Consider the following 15,880-nt stretch of genomic DNA (forward strand, 5'->3'; position numbering starts at 1 on the left):
GCGCCACTTCGCACAATGTGCGGAAGACCGAGCGGGTGTAGCTCAATGGCAGAGCAGAAGCCTTCCAAGCTTACGACGAGGGTTCGATTCCCTTCACCCGCTCCAGTGGAAGTGTGGCCGAGCGGTTTAAGGCAACGGTCTTGAAAACCGGCGAAGGAGCGATCGTGCCGTGATTTCGAATCTCACCGCTTCCGCCAAGGGCCTCTAGCTCATGCTTGGTTACCGGCTCCTTACTTTCCAGCATATTTTGGTGTCTAACTTCATCGCCCATGCCTGTACATATCGAGCGAGCGTCGCACTTTCCTGCGTCACACAATTGGAGGTGTAGTGAGTGACCCCGTGACTGTGAAGTTGCTCGATTTGCTGACGCTGGTCGCCATCCAGACTCACAGCCGATCCGCAGGGCTGATCCCCTGATGTCTTGGTCCATTGGTCTTAATAGGCTTTTTCTTTTATCTATTCCGACAAGAGCTTGTCTCAGGCAGCGATGTCAGGCCTTCCAGGCACTCCATCACGCTAGAATGCGCTCGCTTTCGGACCGTTTGGGAGATTTCTCGGGTTAGCGCCTCCTCCCAAAGGTCTTTTCAGCCCGCCAACTCGCGTCGGCGGGCTTTTTCTTGTGCGGTTCCGTCAAGTGGTGGAACTATTCGGCCGAGCGCAGCAAAACTGGGATTCGGCTGGTTACACTCTCTGACGTCCACTCGAGGGACCGCATCTCTCAGGGCGAACTCCGTCCCTCGAATTTTCGGCCCGCCGACCTCGTACGGCGGGCCTCTTTTTTTGACGGAGAAGTCTTTCTTCTTTGTTTCAAGCCCTTCTCCGGTCAGCCACGCTAACACCACCGCCTCGGGAGTTGCTTTTTGTGAAAAAACCCTTATTTCTATTTCCTGCCTCGAATGCAACGGCGAGGACGGATTGCCGCACGAGAGTCAGCCACCCAGTACGACACTGGCCTGGAAGTTCACCGACGATGGGCGGTACGTTTCCGAGTGCCCGCGCGGCCAACACGCGTTAGTAGATCTTCGACAGCAGAAGTATGAGGCGCTATTCCAGATCGGCGCGTATGCCACCGAGGACGGATATTATCGGGAGCTGGCTTCGTCCTCTACTGCGAGTCTTGAGCGCTTCTATGAGTTTTTTGTGCGCGCTGCCACCGATGACGACGGCGTCGGGCCGACCCGATCAGCACGCGGTCGACCTGCTTCTTCGTTATTGAACAACACCTAAGACTAGCGATACGTGCGGAAGACATCCTTCGCACCATTGCAGTCCGGTGGACGAACAGGTCAAGGGCGGCCTCGCTCCTTGTCCGCGGAATCGAACGAGCGCGTTTCCTGTGAAACGACGAGCCTGATCAACTGATTACCGTCGTTCGCCGGCGCGTACCCGTCACACCGCAGACCCGGTTTTCAATCAGGCCCGCAGCGGGCTACACGGCAGGGCGCCTGCGCGGCACACGTTCGCCGCCTGTTCTGCTACATTTCGGGAAAATGGACAGCAGGTTAAAAGATCGCAGCTGGATTTGGGAGCTAATCATGGACGTTATTGAGTTGATGCCAGCCGTGACGGCGGACCGACGCGAAATCTCATTTCGCCTGGCAGGTCAGCGCAGCGAGGTTGCCTGTGCGATCACGCGGGAAGCGCTCGAAGCGCAATTCTGGTTACCCGCCGGTGCTGACCAGGTTCGCATGCTCAAGGCTTTTGCTGACGGACGACGTCGCATTGTCGCGGTCGCCGAAAGAAAAGTCCGTCTGCATCCGGGCGAAGTGGTCAGACTCACGGCCGACGATTTCCTGATCAAACGTTGAGTTAGCGCCGGCCGGGGGAGGGGAATAGTGGCGCCGGAGTCGGCCTCTGGCCGTCATCGTCCGGGTCGCGTCGAGCGTTACCAGTCGATCCGGTGTTTCTCGTCGGTTTCGCGATGCCGGCGATCATCGTCCATGTGCAGATACTGACTGGTGGTCGTCAGTGAGGCATGCCCGAGATTATCGCGCACGAGTCGCAGATCGACTTGCTGATCCGCCAGATGTGACACTGCCCTATGGCGTAGCCAGTGCGCCGATCCCTGCTCGAGGCGGTCTGCGCGCTGCGCATGGTCTTCGCCGCGTGCACGCAATGCTTCGGCCGCACCGCTGAAGACGTCCTTCACAATCCGGTGCAACGCGGCGCGCGTGAGCGGTTTGCGTGACTGGCCGACCGGCAGCACGAGCGGCGTGTCCTCGCCCGGCGGGGGGAATGCGGGCAACCCGCGGGTTGCCCGGTACGCGCCAAGCTCCGTCATCATTTCCGTGGTGGCGGGCACAAGCCGTTCCTTGCCACCTTTGCCCATCACTTCGAGCCACCAGCGATCCTTGCCGTTCTCGTCAGGACGACGAAAGAAGCGACCAATCGTATTCGTGCCCACCTCCGTGATCCGCAGGCCACCCAGATAAAGCAGCGTAAAAAGCCAGCGCACGCGTGCGTGATGTTCGCGCTCGCGACGGGTCTCACTGGGCATGCCCTGGATGAACGTTTTGACTTCGAGCCACAGTTCGGGCGACAGATACCGGACGATGCGCGGCCTGGCTCGGCGTGCGCGCTGGCGCGACAGCGACAGGGGATTGCCGGCCAGATAGCCCGCCTGCACCAGCCACGCAAACATGACGTTGAGGATCACCATCGCCTGCCGCTGGCTCGATTCCGACAGGGGGCCATGGAACGGCCGCCAGCGCGGGTCGCTGCGTGGGTGCTTGCGTCCACCATCCGCGGTCCATCGCGCAGCAGGTTGCGGATCGGCGAGGAAGTGCTGGTAGACAAGGAGGTCCTCGTGCGTGAGCGAGGAGAGCGGTTTCGCCATCTGCAGGGTGGACCACAGCAGCAGCCGCTCGGCTTCCTTGCGGTAGTTGTCGAGCGTCGTCTTCGTATCGACGAAGCGGGCGAGCCACGCGCGGACCGCGTCGAGATCCGTATCAGCGGCGACCTGCATCTGGCCGTTCGCGCGGTTCGTGCCGTGCCGCCCATCGAGCTCGGCGGATAGTTCCAATGCATCGATCGGATGCAGGGCGGTCAGGGCAGTTTTCATGGTCGAGGACGCGGCGGATCTGGCGCAGGGGGCACGCGACAATTGTCGCGCAAATCGCGAAATTATCAACATTATAGTACTAATGTCAAAATTACGGCAGCAGTGCGTTCGATATTGAGCGGTTTACGTAGTAATATATAAGAAAATCGGCTCGCGAAAACCCTCATGAGTGACGTCCTCTCCCCCGACGCGGCGCTGGCCACCGAGATCGAGCACCTCAAGGCCCGGTTCCCGAAGACCCGCGAGCTGTACCGCGAGGTCTGCGCGCTGCTGTTCTTCCGCTTCGGCATCACGCCGACCGCGAACCGCCTCTACCAGCTGGTGAAGCGGGGCAGCATGAGCACGCCGACCCAGGTCCTCGGTGAGTTTTGGACCGAATTGCGCGAAAAAAGCCGCGTGCGCATCCACCATCCCGACCTGCCCGCCGATCTCGGGGCGGCCGCTGGCGAACTGGTCGCCACGCTCTGGCAGCGCGCGAGCGCGTCAGCGGAGGCCGCGCTTGGTGCGTTGCGCGAAGAACTCGAGGCTCAACGCGTCGAGGCGCAACAGTCGGTCGCCGCCGCCCGCGACGAACTGGGTCGTACCGAGACCGCACTCGAGCAGCGCACCGCGGCGCTGCTGGCCGCACAGGTCGAGGTTCGGGAGCTGGAAAAGGCACACGCTGGAGGCCACGCGCAGCGACAGTCACTCGAAGCGGAGCTCGCGCGACTCAGGGACGCGCTGGCTGGGCGCGATCGCGAACTCGTGGAAGTGAGGGAAGGCTTTTCGCGGGATCTGGAAAAGCAGCGCGAAGCGGCGGAACGGGCCGAGGATCGGCTCAGGGCGTCCGAAAAACGCGCCCTGCTGGAGATCGACCGCGAGCGGGGTAACGCGGCGAAGCTGCAGAAGGAACTGGACGAAGCCGCGCGTCGCGCGGACCGTAAGGATGCGGATCATCGTCGGGCAGTTGACACGTTGCAATCGCAACTGGGCGACGCGCGTCATCAGACGGGCGTACTACAGGGGCGGCTCGATGCGGTTCAGGCGGAGAACACGCGCCTGCAGACGGAACTCATCGCGGCTCGGGACGCGCATCGAGCTCCTGTTCCTTCCACGGTCCGGAGCGCCACGCGTGCGACCCGCCCGTCCCGCGCTGCGGTCGCGGCCAAACCGGGAACACGTCGCAAAAAAGCGGTATAAACAGCAGATCACTGCATTCTGGAAAGTCGCTGCATGGCTGATATCTATCTGCTCACCGGGCTGACGCTCCCCGCCGGCATCACGCATGAGTCGCTGCCCGGGGCAGTGAAGGCGTTCTTCGCCGACTGCTGGCAGCGCATGAGCCGCATCCAGATGATTGCACGCGCGAAATCGAGGGGTCTGCGCCTGTCGGTTCGCGCGACAGGGCGGTGCGCGCATGGCGAAACCGGGCTGTTCGAGCTCCGTTTCAGTGATGGGACAGCGGGCTGCCTGATGTTGGCCCACCTCCAACGGGTGCGGAATAGTCGTGGCCGCAGTCGTCGACGTGGCCGTGCTGCCGTTTCCCGGCCGCCGGCGCGGGACCCCCGTCAGACCAGTCTGTTCTGAAGGCAACGGCGCTGTTGCGGTGCCACGCAGCGCCCGCTATGCTCGCTGCCATCAACGAACCGGGGGCCCGGAAGTGCGGCGTGTGGCGGTCAGAAAATCTTCAGTTCATGGGCGGGGCGTCTTCGCGCTGCAGGCTATCACCGCTGGCGCGCGTATCCTTGAATATCGCGGTGAAGTCACCTCCTGGCGGCGGGCCGCTGCCAGGTACAAGCGTTCTGGAACGCCCGGTCACACGTTTCTCTTCGGCCTGGCTGACGGACGCGTCATTGACGGCAGCGTGGGTGGCAACAGTGCCCGCTGGCTGAACCATTCCTGCCGGCCGAACTGTGAGGCGATCGAGGATGAGCGGGGGCGCGTTTTCATCGAGACAATCAGGAGTGTGAAACCGGGCGACGAGCTGTTTATCGCCTATGGACTCACGATCGATGAGGCGAAGTCCCCAGAAATTGTCGCTGACTACGTGTGTCGCTGTGGGGCGAAGAAGTGCACGGGCTCGATGCTAGCCTGACTGGGGGATGACGACCATCGCCAGCCGTGGGAGAACACAGCGCGACCCATGTGAAACGGGCAATCCTGGAAGCCTGACCGGGTCGTTGTTGTGAGGCTGAAAACGCCTTTCCTGGCCGACGCAACGATTATCTCCGCGCTGCGGAGGGAATTTGACGTGCGACCCGGAAAACCGCCCCAGTTTGCCCTTCAGTCCCGGCTCCGGTAACGTATCTTTCTCTCACATTGGGCAACGCGATCGCAGTGCCCGTTGCAAAGGAAACGAAAACCATGAACAAGCAGGAACTCGTTGATACCGTCGCCGCCGCGACCGGAAACAGCAAGGTGGCCGTCGCAGGCACAGTCGATGCGCTCCTCGCGGCAGTGACGGGGGCGGTTGCCAAAGGCGAAGGCGTGCAACTGGTCGGGTTCGGTACATTTACGACAGGCGCGCGCGCCGCACGGATTGGTCGTAACCCCGCCACCGGCGCGGAGATGCAGATTCCTGCGGCAACGACCGTGAAGTTCACCGCAGGCAAGGCGTTCAAAAGCGCCGTGAACGCAGCGTGAGTGACGTGACGATGCATTTTCTCCTGCCAGCGGGCAGTGTACGGCCCGCATGAGTGCGCTCACGCCCGCACCACTGCTGAACGAAGTCCGGCTCCTGATCGATTCGGCACGTGAGCGCACGGCCGCAGCAGTGAACGCCGAGCTCACCCTGCTGTACTGGCGGGTTGGGCGCTGTATCCATGCAGAGGTGCTAGGCGGCGTCCGTGCAGAATACGGGCAGCAGGTAATTGCATCGCTCGCACATGCCCTGACCGCCGAATATGGCCGCGGCTGGAGTGAACAGCAACTGCGGCATTGTCTGCGCGCCGCGGAGATTTTTACGGACGAGGCAATTCTCTCCGCAGCGCGGAGAGAATTAAGCTGGACGCACATCAAGACGCTGATCTATATCGACGACCCATTGAAGCGCGAGTTCTACCTTGAGCTCTGCCGGCTCGAGCGCTGGTCATCCCGGCAACTGCAGGAGCGGATGAATTCGATGCTGTTCGAACGCAGCGCGATTTCACGCAAGCCGGCAGAAGCCATCCAGCATGACCTTGCGCAGTTGCGGCAGGATCAGCGTGTGCAGCCAGACGTTTTGCTGAAAGATCCGTATGTGCTCGATTTCCTCGGCCTGAACGATCACTACCTCGAGAAGGATCTCGAAGACGCCATCCTCCGGGAAATGGAGCAATTCCTGCTTGAGCTCGGCGCCGGCTTTACTTTTGTGGCTCGCCAGAAGCGGCTGCAGATCGATAACGACGACTTCTACATCGACCTGCTGTTTTACAACCGCAAGCTAAAGCGGCTGGTGGCCGTCGAACTGAAACTCGGCGCTTTCAAGGCCGAACACAAAAGCCAGATGGAGCTTTATCTTCGCTGGCTCGCAAAGCATGAGCAGGAGCCGGACGAACTGCCGCCGCTCGGCATTATCCTGTGCGCCGGAAAGAAACAGGAGCAGATTGAACTGCTCGAACTGGACAGGAGCGGGATCCACGTCGCGGAATATCTGACCATGCTGCCGTCGCGAGAGACGTTGCAGGCCAAACTTCATCAGTCAATTGAGACGGCGCGGCTGAGGCTGCAGAACAAGCCGTAGAAGTGAGAGCGGGACAGGCTGTGTTTCAGCACGGGTGGCGAAATGGCGGCGCTCCGTCGACCGCTGGCGTGTGGCTTGGCGTGCGATCCGACGAGCGGTCGCGGCTTCGGCGCTGGCCGCTACAACTTTTGTTCGAAAACGCTCTTACTTTTCCTTCATCGGACGTGAAGCGGCTGGTCGCGGACTGCTGGCCCGGGATGAGCCGCGCGCAGCTCGTCGCGCGTGCCCGCCGGCAGGCGCTGCAGCCGTCGCTCAGGGCGCACGGTGCAACAGCGCCGGGGGATACTGGGCTGTTCAGCCTGACGTTTCTGGCCGGGGGCGGGCCGGTGCGGCTGATCGCGCACCTGCGGCGCGTGAAGCCGCGGCGCCAGTCTGCGCGGCCGCTGAAGGCGTCGAAGCCGCCGGCACGCGATCCGCGGCAGGGCGCTCTTTTCTGACGGGCGATGAGGAGCTGAGGATGGGCCGACCCCGGATTGAGTGGAACGATGCACAGCTGCTCGCCATCATGAATGGCATCGCGGCGATCGACCGGGATTTTCCGCGCGACAATGCGCGCTTTCTGGATGGACTGATCGCGGAAGTGCGGGCGATTACCGGCCGCGTGTTTGGCGCGACCGATAGCCGGCTGCTGCGCGATGTCGCGCCGCAGGTCGGCGTCCAGCGCCATCCGAGTGCCCCGACGCTCCAGCAGGCAATCCTGCGTGCGCAGGCGCTCGCGCCGGTCTCGCAGCAGGCCAGTGCAGACAGCCGGCCGGTCGATCTCGAACTGATGCGACAGGCGCTGGCCCCCGTGGTGCGCGAGGCGCTCGGGCCGCTCTACGCGTCACAGAGGGAGCGGGCCGTCGACCAGGGGACGGTCGCGGCGCGCGATGCCGGCGAGGTGGGCGAGAGCCGCCAGCAGGCCCTGTTGGGCGCGCGCTGGAGGATGCGCACGCCCGGATCCGCCGTCTTGAGCAGGCGAACGCCCAGCTGCACCGCGAGCTTGGCGAAGCGCATGCAGCGCGGGATCTGGCCGGTGAACACGTGAACCGGCTGCTTGGTGAGCTGTACGCGTCGATCGAACGCGCCGGCCTGGGCACAACGACCCTTGCGCAAGACGGCCGCGCAGCTGGCCGGCACCGAACGCTTCCTCAAGATGCAGAACGATGCCGTGCGGCTGCAGGCGAGCGGCGAGGCCGACGCGCTGCGCGCGCAGAACAGCCAGTTGCGTGAACGCATCGACCACCTGTTGCTTGAAGTCGATCAGTACCGGCGCACCCTGTCGAGCCGACCGCCCGGGGGCGCTGAACGCGCGGTACGCCGGGATGGTTCGCCGCCCATCGGGCTGAATGTGGGTTCCTGCCGGCAGCCCGCCGTTCGTGCCATTGCCGGTTCGCGATGACTCCAGTTATCAGATGTGGCGATTTTCCTCTTGCCGTGCCCGGGCGCGTGGTATTCGAAGCTGGAAGCACCCACGGAAAGAGCAGGGCGGGAACGTCAGCTCGCGGGCAGCCGCGAATCGGGGAGGGACAATCGCGGTCGCTGGGCACGCGGCGAAACGTTATCGCGCGAAGCGGTTGCCGGCACCATCGTGGGGACCACGCTTGCTTTCTCATATATGCCCTATCGCCTCGAGCTAGTCGCCTTCGCGCTATCCGCTGACAGCATCCCCGAATCGCTACCGGCATCCGCGTCCAGGTTCATCGCCGCGCGCTGGCCCTGAATGAGTCGCGCCCAGCTACTCGACCGCGCCCGCCAACTGACCTTGCGCGCGACGCTGGGCGTGGGCCCCGGCTTGGGGTCCGATGGCAGGGTGCGCTTCTATGAGGTTGGCGTTGGACGTCGCAATACCGCGCCAGCGTAAATCCGCAAATTGAACACGGCAGGCAGAGCCTGGAAGATCCGAGACGAACCCGGATGGCAATCCGGTCCCATGGATCCGGGCGGCAAGCGAATATTCGCTTGCCGTTAAAATAGCAGGGAGAATGTCGCCACTTCATGGCAGCTGAAGGCCACGGGCAAATGCAACCGCGATTACAACGAGCCACAGAGGCATGAGAGATTGATGAGCCGACGAATTTCCGGGAATGCAGCGCGATGACGGCACCGATTGCGCTAGGCATCAGGCCTCCCGGGACTGGGCGCGTCGATGATTAACGGCGAAGTCGTTCAAATTATCGAAGTTCTGGCGCGCTCGGTTCAGGGAAGAACGTTACCTTTTCGTTGCCGTGGGGCAGACGGGCGTCTCTATTATGTGAAAGGTCGTGACGCCGGACGCCAGAGTCTCATAGCCGAGTGGCTAGCGTCCAGCATGGCGTTGGCGTTCGGTCTTCCCGTTGCTGAGTTCCGGATCGTTGAGATACCGGAAGAACTGGCGTGGCTCGGACTTCCAGACTTTCATGATCTTGGAGTTGGCTACGCATTTGGGTCGGTGATCGCCGAGAATGTAATCGACTTGCCCTTTGGCCTCGTCGACGGTGTGCCGGATTGGCTTCGTCGGGACGTCGCGGTTTTTGACTGGTGGGTCAAAAATGACGATCGCACGCTAACGAGCCTTGGCGGGAACGTGAATCTCCTGTGGCAGGTTGTCCAGCGGGAGTTGATTGTCATCGACTACAATCTAGCTTTCGATGACGCGTTTGACGCCAAGCAGTTTTTGGCGGGGCACGTTTTTGCAGCAGACTGGAACAGCGTATATCAGGATTTCATTGCGCGGCCGGCTTACGAGACGAGGATGCGCATGGCGCTGCGCCGGTTTGAGGAGGCATGCGACAAGATGCCCGACGACTGGCTGGAGGCGGCACCCGGAGTTCCGGCACGATTGACGCCGGACATGGTCAAACAGGTGCTGGAACGTGTCGATTCAGCAGATTTCTGGAACAAAACATGAAACACGCGTGCAGATATGCCCTCGTGCGGTTCATGCCATACCCTGAAACAGGAGAGTTCGCCAACGTCGGGGTCGTGGTCATGAGCCCGACGGCGCGATTCTTTGGTTACAAGCTCCTTGATAGGGTCGGACGCATTACCGCGTTCTTCGACGAACTCGACGCCACAGTCTACAAGCGTGCGCGGGAGACCTTCCGTGACGAGCTTGGTCGGATTGGCCAGATGATTGAACGCGCTTTCATCGGCGCAGTGAATGGTTCGAGCGGTGATTTCGTCAACTTTGCGTTTGACGAGTTGTCGCGTCCTCGCGAAGCGATTATCTACGCCGATTTGCCTCGCGGCGCAATCGTTGCCGATCCTCGCGCAGCACTTGAGGAGTTTTTTGACCACTACGTCGGTCGGTCATTTGTCACGCCGGTCTACCAGGAGAGAATGGTCGAGCAACGTGTGAGGGGGATTCTGAAGGCAGTCGATTTGCAGAAGGCCTATCAGACACGAGTGCTGGGACTGGATATCCAGGCGCGTGTTCCGTTCGTCAAGGTCGATGAGAAAGATCGCGCTGTGCGTCTGATCAAGCCGCTGGATCTCGATCGCAATGATCCGACCCGCCTCTACGATCACGGCTGGGAATGGCTGGGGAAGATCAAGAAGTTGCGTCGTGACAAGCAGTTGAACGGCGAAGCGCTTTTTGTTTTGCGTCCTCCAGAAAGCCGTTTCGACGCAAGCGCGGCTGTGTATGCCGACGTCAAATCCGAGCTTGAGCGTGCGGACATTCAAGTTGCCGAAGAATCGGAAGTCGAACGCATTACCCGCTTTGCCGCTGAGGCAGAGGTTTCGTAAGTTTCAGCCCCGCGCCTTGCGGGGCTTTTTCTTGGTCCCCGGAATTAGAGAATTCTTTGCGTGACCGAAACTATTCAGGGAACAGTCATCGCCAGAGTTTCACTCTGAACCAGAGCCAGGAGCATGGTCATCCGCAGAGTTTCACATCCGACAAGTCGAGTATCGTTATCCGGCCAACGTTGGGACGCTTGAGTCACCGCGCTCTGAAGGGAGGCGCATTTCGACGGCCGAGCAGCTCGACCAGTTCCCGCATGTCCGTCAGGTCATAGCCGCACTCATGCACGGGCCTGCGAACGCGGATAGCGGTCATGGTGTCCTGCAGCGGCTTGCGCGAGCGCACATGCATGACGACGTTGCCAAGCGCGACAACCGGGAGGTCCTGATTCCGCGCGACAAACTCGACCGAGCCGCGGTGGATGTCATCCATTGCACGCTGGTGCAGCACAAGTCCCACCCAGGCGCGGCCGGTGAACGTGTCATCGAGCCACTCGACCTGCGCCGCCAGCACGTCTTCTTTCGCCGGAAAGTCCGGTACAAGAATGGCCAGGCAGTCGGGCAGGCCGCGCAGGTGCCGGTTTTCCCTGTCGGGTCGCGACAGGTCCTGTGGCGTCAGGCGGTATTCGCCCTTCGGGGCGCGTGTACGGGCCAGCGTAATCAGCTCGGACAGGGTGCCATATCCTTCGCGGTTTCTCGCGAGGAGAATCAGCCCGAACGCCGGGGAACCGTCGGCGTTCACCAGACGGAAGTAGGACCCGACGATAAACGGCAGCCTGGCTTCCTTCGCAGCAACGTGTGCGCACGACGCCTGCCAGTGAGCACTCGTCCGTGATGGCCAGCGCTGAATAGCCCAGCTGCTCTGCGCGCTCGCCAGTTCTTCCGCATGGGAGGCGCCATGCAGAAAAGTGAAGTTGGAAAAGCAGAACAGCTCGGCATACGCCGGCAGGGTGGAAAAGGTGGAGTCCATGGTGTGTCATCCGAACAGGCCATGCAGGAACCACCGCTGGTCTTCTTCCGCGTCGCGACTGCTGACTCGCTCGCGGTATATCCAGACGCAGCTCTGGTCTTCGCCCTGGGCGACGAAGTAGTCCCGGGTCACCAGTTCGCCATCAAACCAGCCGGCCTCGATGCGTTCGCCAGGCGACACCATGCGCAGTGGCGAGCCGTAAAACGGCCGGTGTTTGCGCATGAGCAGACGCACCGGTTTTTCCAGAAGCCATGTCGGTCGCGGAAGTCCTTCAGGCAGCACGGTGCCTTTCGATGCGTCGGCGAAGGCACCCACCGATTGGCAATCTCCGGCCGGTAATCCGCGGTTGGGGCCGGCCGGAGCACGTTTTCTTCACCGAGCCGTGCAACTAGCAATTCGACCAGACGGGCGTGATCCTCAGCTGAGCCGCCAGGTTCCGGAAACAGCGTGTCCGATGCGGGCGCCGCAGGTCTGCCGCGCTCGTGCTCCAGCAGGAGGGTTACGCCTGTCAGCGCCAGCTGTTTTGCGCACAGCCAGCCGCATAGCTGCACGATGAGCCGATGCGCACCGAAGAGCGCCGCTTCTGCATGTTCGATGCGGTCGGGCATTTCAATGCGGGCGGAGAACGTCGGCGGCAGTTCCAGCCAGTCAAAGAGTTCAGGTGCCGCGCCGAAAGCCCGGTCCAGCGAATCAAGAAGGTGCTCGCCGCAACGGCGTTGCAGTCCGGCGCGCGGGAGCCGTCGCACGTCGGCAATCGTTTCGCAGCCAAGTCCCGTGAACCAGTCCGCGAACGGTCGTATCTCCGGCACTGACAGCAGTGACTATACGGATAGTTGCCGCTCGAGCGAGTCGATCTTGAGGACGCGCCGGTTGCGGTACTTCGCGAGCAACCACGCGCCTTGCCCGGTCGGTGCCGCGCTGATGCGTGCGGTCAGCCCGATCGCTTCGAGAATCGCTTTGGCGTGGCGGCACACCGCAAGCAGACCGCCGAACAGACGCAGGCTCGCGCCGATGTCGACAACCACGACAGCCTCGTCGAGCAGGGCGACATCTGGCGAAAATTGCGTGAGCGCAACAGCGACCTCGCGTTGTGCCGCATATTCCCGGCCGGGGTCGCGCTCGTGCATCGCCACTTCCGGCGCGAGCGTCAGCACTCCGCCGCGTTTCATGCCGATCCGTACGCCCGCTGACCTCGCCACCCCGTCGGCAATGAGCACCCTGTCGCGATCCAGGACCACGCAGCCGTGCGCAGGTTCAGGCAGCCACCGTGGCCGGAAGACCTCGAGTTGCAACCGGGGCAAGTGGACGGCGAGAAATACGCGCATGGTGCGAAAACAGAACAGGGGTGGGTTGAAGGGGGATCGACAGAGGGTCTGCGCGTGCTGGACCTCGTCGCTTTGCAATATCGACGGTCAGGCCGTCGCGCTCTGGCCTTAGCGCCAGTCGTAAAACGGCGGGGGACGCATCCTGCGCGGCCGCCAATGGGCGAACCATGAAAAAAAGCGTCTCCGAAGACTCGGCGGCCAGATGTAGCCGCCGCAGTGGAGACGTCTGGACGTACTGCGTCCAGACGAGGAGTGCGCCGCAGCTTCCGGCACGCAGAATCTGCTCGGCTGACCACAATGCATCGGCCGTCTTCGCGGCGCGGATCTGCAGCAGCTGTTCTGGGGAAAGACCGATGTACTCGAGACCGGGGCCGTTCGGAACGTGCGGCGGCTGAACCATCGCAACTGGCCGTTTGCCAAGTGTGCTGAGCGCAGGTCGAAGCAATCGCATCTCTCCCACGCCGGCCTGCTGGACCAGCAGGTCAATGAGGGCACCGATCGGCCATCCGCCGCCGGGCAGTTCGGCTGAAAGGGCCGGGTAGCCGGTCTCGACCGTCCTGCCCCGGCCGCGCGCAAGCTGCGACGCCCGCCATAGCGACGGGTGTATTGCTTCCGGGATGGGTGATGGGGCGGTCATTGGATTGCGCAAATACCTGTATATATGTACAGTATCCTACACGGAAATCCGTAGCGGCGAACAGGCACTTTTTCGGAGGAGCCAGATGGACATATGCGTTCGCACGCCTGTCTGCCATCCCATGCCGGAAATTGCGGTGTTTGTTGCCGGGATGAAAGCAGCGTTCGGCGAGCCGGAAATCGACGAAGCCATCCGCCGCAGCAGGGCGGGAGAGACGACGTTTTACGCGTGCGAAAATGGCCGCGCTGTTGGCACCCCTACGCCAACGCAAGCCCACGTCTGGCGTGTCGACGGGGCGATGCGGAACCGTCACTAATGTGCTGACTGCGACGGGTCATGTGTCGGCACCGCGAAATCGTGCCAGGCGTGAACAGCACGAGGTCATACGGAGAGGATATGTTTCGAGTTTTGAGTGTGGGCGCAATGCTGCTTGCTCTTGCTTCCACTGCAGTCGCAGGCGAACACTACGTTGAAATCTGGAATCCTCCTGAAGCGAGGCTGCAGCCGTCCGGGAAGGGCAAGCCGAGACCAAGCAAGATTGCGGTGCTCTCACATCACGTATCGAAAGCTACACCGCGCCGGGTCGCAGACCCGGTAACGAAGTCCTTGCCGAACAAACGCGTGGGGAATGGGCCTGGCAAAACTGCGACGCCGCGCGCGACAGACCTTCCCCGAATAATGACGCCCGAAGGAAATGTGCTCCGCGTGCACGACGGGGGAGCGCTGGTCGAGGTAGTCCATTAGAAAAAGTCCGTCTGGGAAGGCCCCCTCTCTGATCGAGAAGAATAAGTCCTTCACGTAGTCGGTCACGAACGGCAGAAGAGGGGGGCTCCGCCCGTCATTATCTGTCTTAATACGGCCTATGAAGCGTCATTCGCCGGCGCCGTCGCTCGGACGTTCGGACGTCGCATGCATCCAGTAAGCGCTCATTCAATTCGCGAGGACGGATGTTGCTTCATCGGCCATTGCCGACATTCAAGCGAACTGGAGCCTACGTCAGCAATACGGCGGACTGCCGACGTTGTCGGCTTGAAGCAGAGGAGCGGCACCTTTCTACATCAGCGAACTCACACTTTCGACCCTTCTCGGTCATCTGTTTCCACGGCTTTCTAAAGGCCGCTTACAGAAGGACAACGGTCATTTGCAGTGGGCCGGCGTTATTCCATTGCCAATGGACGATCCACCTCGTCCTGTCCCCTCCTGGATTGTGTACTTCGCCATCGCCGACCAGTCGCGGTCCCCCAACCCAGCCGCGACCGTATCGGCCATCCGGCCGTGGACCGCAGCGAGCATCGGCAACGTTCGCCCCGCTTCGCGGGCGGCTTCCGATGCCAGTCGCAAGTCCTTCAGACCGAGCGACGCCTTGAAGCCGGGCTCGTAGTTTTCGCCCGAGATGTTCGCCGAATAAACCTCATACGAATGACTGCCGAACAGCGTGTTCAGGATTACGTTGAAAAAGCGCTCGCGTTGCAAGCCATTCGCTTCGGTCAGTACGACGGCTTCCGCCATCGCCTCGATCGCCATCGTGATCATCATGTTGCACGCGATTTTGGCGGCATTTGCAGTCGGCGCCTCATAGCCCATATCCCAGATGCGTCCGCCAATCACTTCGAGCAACGGACGTACCGTTGCCACGGCTTGAGGGACGCCGGCCGCGAGCACATTGAGTTCGCCCTTCGCCGCCACGTCGGGGCGTCCGAGCACGGGCGCGGAGACATAACCGATACCCGCCTCCTCGTGCACGGCAACCAGTTCACGCGCGAACGCAACCGAAATCGTCGACGTAACGACATGCACGAGTCCGCGCCGCGCCTGTGCGAGCACGCCGGACGCGACGAGCGTCGAGCGGATCGCGTCGTCATCGGACAGCATCGTGAGCACGGCATCGCCCTGGGCCGCCTCGACCGGCGATGCGACCATCGTGACGCCTTCCGATCCGCCTGAACGATTCCACGCTTTCACCTCATGTCCTGCGCGCGCCAGGTTGCGGGCCATCGCGCGTCCCATCGCGCCGAGTCCGATGATGCCGATTTCCATGTCTTTTCTCCTGCATTTCAGATGAATCGTGTTAGCCAATGCTCGTGTCTTGCATCGCCTCGACTGCCCGATGAGCCATTCCAGGAAAGAAGTGGGCGCTGCGTCTGAGCTCTCTTCGCAGGTGCCTCTTTATAGCGCCATCGCGCGCAGGCGGCGCGGTGCAATATCCGTGAAGCGTGTCACGTCGGCCATCACGGCGGGCGCTTCAGGCGACGTAAAAGCCGCATCGACCGATGGTTCGTCGCGAAACCTGCATTCGCAAATCGCAAGCGTTCCGGCCTGCTGCTCGGCGGGGACAAAGGCGGCGACCCCGACAAGGCCGTGGCGTGACCAGTGATGCATCACAAGGGGCAAATGACGGTCGACGTAATACGCGCGATCGAAGTGTGCACCGGTCTCGCCTTCGTAGGTGACATAGATCGTGACGTTGGTATCTCTCGACATGCTG

General features: G+C 61.9%; 17 protein-coding genes, 2 tRNA genes and 2 pseudogenes. 15 read left to right on the plus strand and 6 right to left on the minus strand.

Going from position 1 to position 15,880, the window contains the following annotated elements; genetic code table 11:
* The first annotated feature begins 31 nt into the window (after positions 1-31).
* The 4 genes from B0G81_RS40180 to B0G81_RS40195 all read left to right on the plus strand — a co-directional run bounded on the left by B0G81_RS40180 (position 32) and on the right by B0G81_RS40195 (position 1,808).
* A tRNA-Gly gene (locus B0G81_RS40180) sits at positions 32-105 on the plus strand.
* Positions 106-107: 2 nt separating this feature from the next.
* Positions 108-197, plus strand: a tRNA-Ser gene (locus B0G81_RS40185).
* Between the two features lie 583 nt (positions 198-780).
* A complete protein-coding gene (locus B0G81_RS40190; protein ID WP_134143764.1) occupies positions 781-1,227 on the plus strand; it encodes a hypothetical protein in 447 nt (148 codons plus the stop codon).
* Positions 1,228-1,490: 263 nt separating this feature from the next.
* Complete coding sequence (locus B0G81_RS40195) at positions 1,491-1,808, plus strand: DUF1488 family protein (protein WP_347877483.1); 318 nt, start codon at positions 1,491-1,493, stop codon at positions 1,806-1,808.
* Positions 1,809-1,885: 77 nt separating this feature from the next.
* Here B0G81_RS40195 and B0G81_RS40200 read toward each other — a convergent pair whose 3' ends face one another.
* Entirely contained in the window at positions 1,886-3,061 is a 1,176-nt protein-coding gene (locus B0G81_RS40200; protein WP_134143765.1) for a tyrosine-type recombinase/integrase, read from the minus strand.
* Between the two features lie 165 nt (positions 3,062-3,226).
* On the opposite strand from B0G81_RS40200, the gene B0G81_RS40205 reads away from it, so the two are divergent.
* The 10 genes from B0G81_RS40205 to B0G81_RS40245 all read left to right on the plus strand — a co-directional run bounded on the left by B0G81_RS40205 (position 3,227) and on the right by B0G81_RS40245 (position 10,469).
* Positions 3,227-4,240 (plus strand): DNA-binding protein, encoded by a 1,014-nt coding sequence (locus tag B0G81_RS40205; RefSeq protein ID WP_134143766.1) that lies wholly within the window; start codon positions 3,227-3,229, stop codon positions 4,238-4,240.
* A gap of 33 nt (positions 4,241-4,273) precedes the next feature.
* Positions 4,274-4,627, plus strand: a complete 354-nt coding sequence (locus B0G81_RS40210) for a hypothetical protein (RefSeq protein WP_134143767.1) — start codon at positions 4,274-4,276, stop codon at positions 4,625-4,627.
* Between the two features lie 73 nt (positions 4,628-4,700).
* Positions 4,701-5,135 (plus strand): SET domain-containing protein-lysine N-methyltransferase, encoded by a 435-nt coding sequence (locus B0G81_RS40215; RefSeq protein ID WP_134143890.1) that lies wholly within the window; start codon positions 4,701-4,703, stop codon positions 5,133-5,135.
* Between the two features lie 269 nt (positions 5,136-5,404).
* Positions 5,405-5,683 (plus strand): HU family DNA-binding protein, encoded by a 279-nt coding sequence (locus B0G81_RS40220; protein WP_134143768.1) that lies wholly within the window; start codon positions 5,405-5,407, stop codon positions 5,681-5,683.
* A gap of 49 nt (positions 5,684-5,732) precedes the next feature.
* Positions 5,733-6,761, plus strand: a complete 1,029-nt coding sequence (locus B0G81_RS40225) for a PDDEXK nuclease domain-containing protein (protein ID WP_134143769.1) — start codon at positions 5,733-5,735, stop codon at positions 6,759-6,761.
* A gap of 197 nt (positions 6,762-6,958) precedes the next feature.
* Entirely contained in the window at positions 6,959-7,198 is a 240-nt protein-coding gene (locus tag B0G81_RS40230) for a hypothetical protein (protein ID WP_134143770.1), read from the plus strand.
* 20 nt (positions 7,199-7,218) lie between these two features.
* Positions 7,219-7,788 (plus strand): hypothetical protein, encoded by a 570-nt coding sequence (locus tag B0G81_RS40235; RefSeq protein WP_208328635.1) that lies wholly within the window; start codon positions 7,219-7,221, stop codon positions 7,786-7,788.
* A 60-nt stretch (positions 7,789-7,848) separates the two neighbouring features.
* Positions 7,849-8,142, plus strand: coding sequence for a hypothetical protein (locus tag B0G81_RS44245; RefSeq protein WP_208328636.1), 294 nt, complete (start codon positions 7,849-7,851; stop codon positions 8,140-8,142).
* A 747-nt stretch (positions 8,143-8,889) separates the two neighbouring features.
* Positions 8,890-9,630: a HipA family kinase gene (locus tag B0G81_RS40240; protein ID WP_134143771.1), complete on the plus strand. Its 741-nt coding sequence runs from the start codon at positions 8,890-8,892 to the stop codon at positions 9,628-9,630.
* Positions 9,627-10,469: a DUF3037 domain-containing protein gene (locus B0G81_RS40245; RefSeq protein ID WP_134143772.1), complete on the plus strand. Its 843-nt coding sequence runs from the start codon at positions 9,627-9,629 to the stop codon at positions 10,467-10,469. Before B0G81_RS40240 ends, B0G81_RS40245 begins: the two co-directional genes overlap by 4 nt.
* Positions 10,470-10,728: 259 nt before the next feature.
* On the opposite strand, the pseudogene B0G81_RS40250 reads toward B0G81_RS40245, so the two are convergent.
* The 3 genes and pseudogenes from B0G81_RS40250 to imuA form a co-directional block, all read right to left on the minus strand.
* A pseudogene (locus tag B0G81_RS40250) lies at positions 10,729-11,433 on the minus strand (PHP domain-containing protein); the annotation flags it as partial.
* Between the two features lie 6 nt (positions 11,434-11,439).
* Positions 11,440-12,758 (minus strand): annotated as a pseudogene (locus tag B0G81_RS40255) (DNA polymerase Y family protein).
* The gene (gene imuA / locus B0G81_RS40260; RefSeq protein ID WP_134143773.1) at positions 12,688-13,395 is read right to left on the minus strand and encodes a translesion DNA synthesis-associated protein ImuA; all 708 of its coding nucleotides are present in this window, start codon (positions 13,393-13,395) and stop codon (positions 12,688-12,690) included. Before imuA ends, B0G81_RS40255 begins: the two are co-directional and overlap by 71 nt.
* Positions 13,396-13,480: 85 nt before the next feature.
* On the opposite strand from imuA, the gene B0G81_RS45095 reads away from it, so the two are divergent.
* Positions 13,481-13,711, plus strand: coding sequence for a hypothetical protein (locus tag B0G81_RS45095; RefSeq protein ID WP_134143774.1), 231 nt, complete (start codon positions 13,481-13,483; stop codon positions 13,709-13,711).
* 821 nt (positions 13,712-14,532) lie between these two features.
* Here the strand turns inward: B0G81_RS45095 and B0G81_RS40270 are convergent.
* Both B0G81_RS40270 and B0G81_RS40275 read right to left on the minus strand, forming a co-directional pair.
* Positions 14,533-15,432 (minus strand): NAD(P)-dependent oxidoreductase, encoded by a 900-nt coding sequence (locus tag B0G81_RS40270; protein ID WP_134143775.1) that lies wholly within the window; start codon positions 15,430-15,432, stop codon positions 14,533-14,535.
* A gap of 129 nt (positions 15,433-15,561) precedes the next feature.
* Positions 15,562-15,876 (minus strand): EthD family reductase, encoded by a 315-nt coding sequence (locus tag B0G81_RS40275; protein ID WP_134143776.1) that lies wholly within the window; start codon positions 15,874-15,876, stop codon positions 15,562-15,564.
* Positions 15,877-15,880: the final 4 nt, after the last annotated feature.

Origin of the sequence: Paraburkholderia sp. BL6665CI2N2 (genome assembly GCF_004366535.1) — a bacterium.
Lineage (GTDB): Bacteria > Pseudomonadota > Gammaproteobacteria > Burkholderiales > Burkholderiaceae > Paraburkholderia.

Bases quoted from the DNA above. Each gene is read 5' to 3' on its own strand.
- B0G81_RS40245 (WP_134143772.1), top strand. From the start codon at position 9,627: ATGAAACACGCGTGCAGATATGCCCTCGTGCGGTTCATGCCATACCCT.
- B0G81_RS40230 (WP_134143770.1), top strand. From the start codon at position 6,959: ATGAGCCGCGCGCAGCTCGTCGCGCGTGCCCGCCGGCAGGCGCTGCAG.
- B0G81_RS40270 (WP_134143775.1), bottom strand. From the start codon at position 15,432: ATGGAAATCGGCATCATCGGACTCGGCGCGATGGGACGCGCGATGGCC.
- B0G81_RS40205 (WP_134143766.1), top strand. From the start codon at position 3,227: ATGAGTGACGTCCTCTCCCCCGACGCGGCGCTGGCCACCGAGATCGAG.
- B0G81_RS40220 (WP_134143768.1), top strand. From the start codon at position 5,405: ATGAACAAGCAGGAACTCGTTGATACCGTCGCCGCCGCGACCGGAAAC.
- B0G81_RS40235 (WP_208328635.1), top strand. From the start codon at position 7,219: ATGGGCCGACCCCGGATTGAGTGGAACGATGCACAGCTGCTCGCCATC.
- imuA (WP_134143773.1), bottom strand. From the start codon at position 13,395: ATGACCGCCCCATCACCCATCCCGGAAGCAATACACCCGTCGCTATGG.
- B0G81_RS45095 (WP_134143774.1), top strand. From the start codon at position 13,481: ATGGACATATGCGTTCGCACGCCTGTCTGCCATCCCATGCCGGAAATT.
- B0G81_RS40275 (WP_134143776.1), bottom strand. From the start codon at position 15,876: ATGTCGAGAGATACCAACGTCACGATCTATGTCACCTACGAAGGCGAG.
- B0G81_RS40200 (WP_134143765.1), bottom strand. From the start codon at position 3,061: ATGAAAACTGCCCTGACCGCCCTGCATCCGATCGATGCATTGGAACTA.
- B0G81_RS40210 (WP_134143767.1), top strand. From the start codon at position 4,274: ATGGCTGATATCTATCTGCTCACCGGGCTGACGCTCCCCGCCGGCATC.
- B0G81_RS40240 (WP_134143771.1), top strand. From the start codon at position 8,890: ATGATTAACGGCGAAGTCGTTCAAATTATCGAAGTTCTGGCGCGCTCG.
- B0G81_RS40225 (WP_134143769.1), top strand. From the start codon at position 5,733: ATGAGTGCGCTCACGCCCGCACCACTGCTGAACGAAGTCCGGCTCCTG.
- B0G81_RS40195 (WP_347877483.1), top strand. From the start codon at position 1,491: ATGGACAGCAGGTTAAAAGATCGCAGCTGGATTTGGGAGCTAATCATG.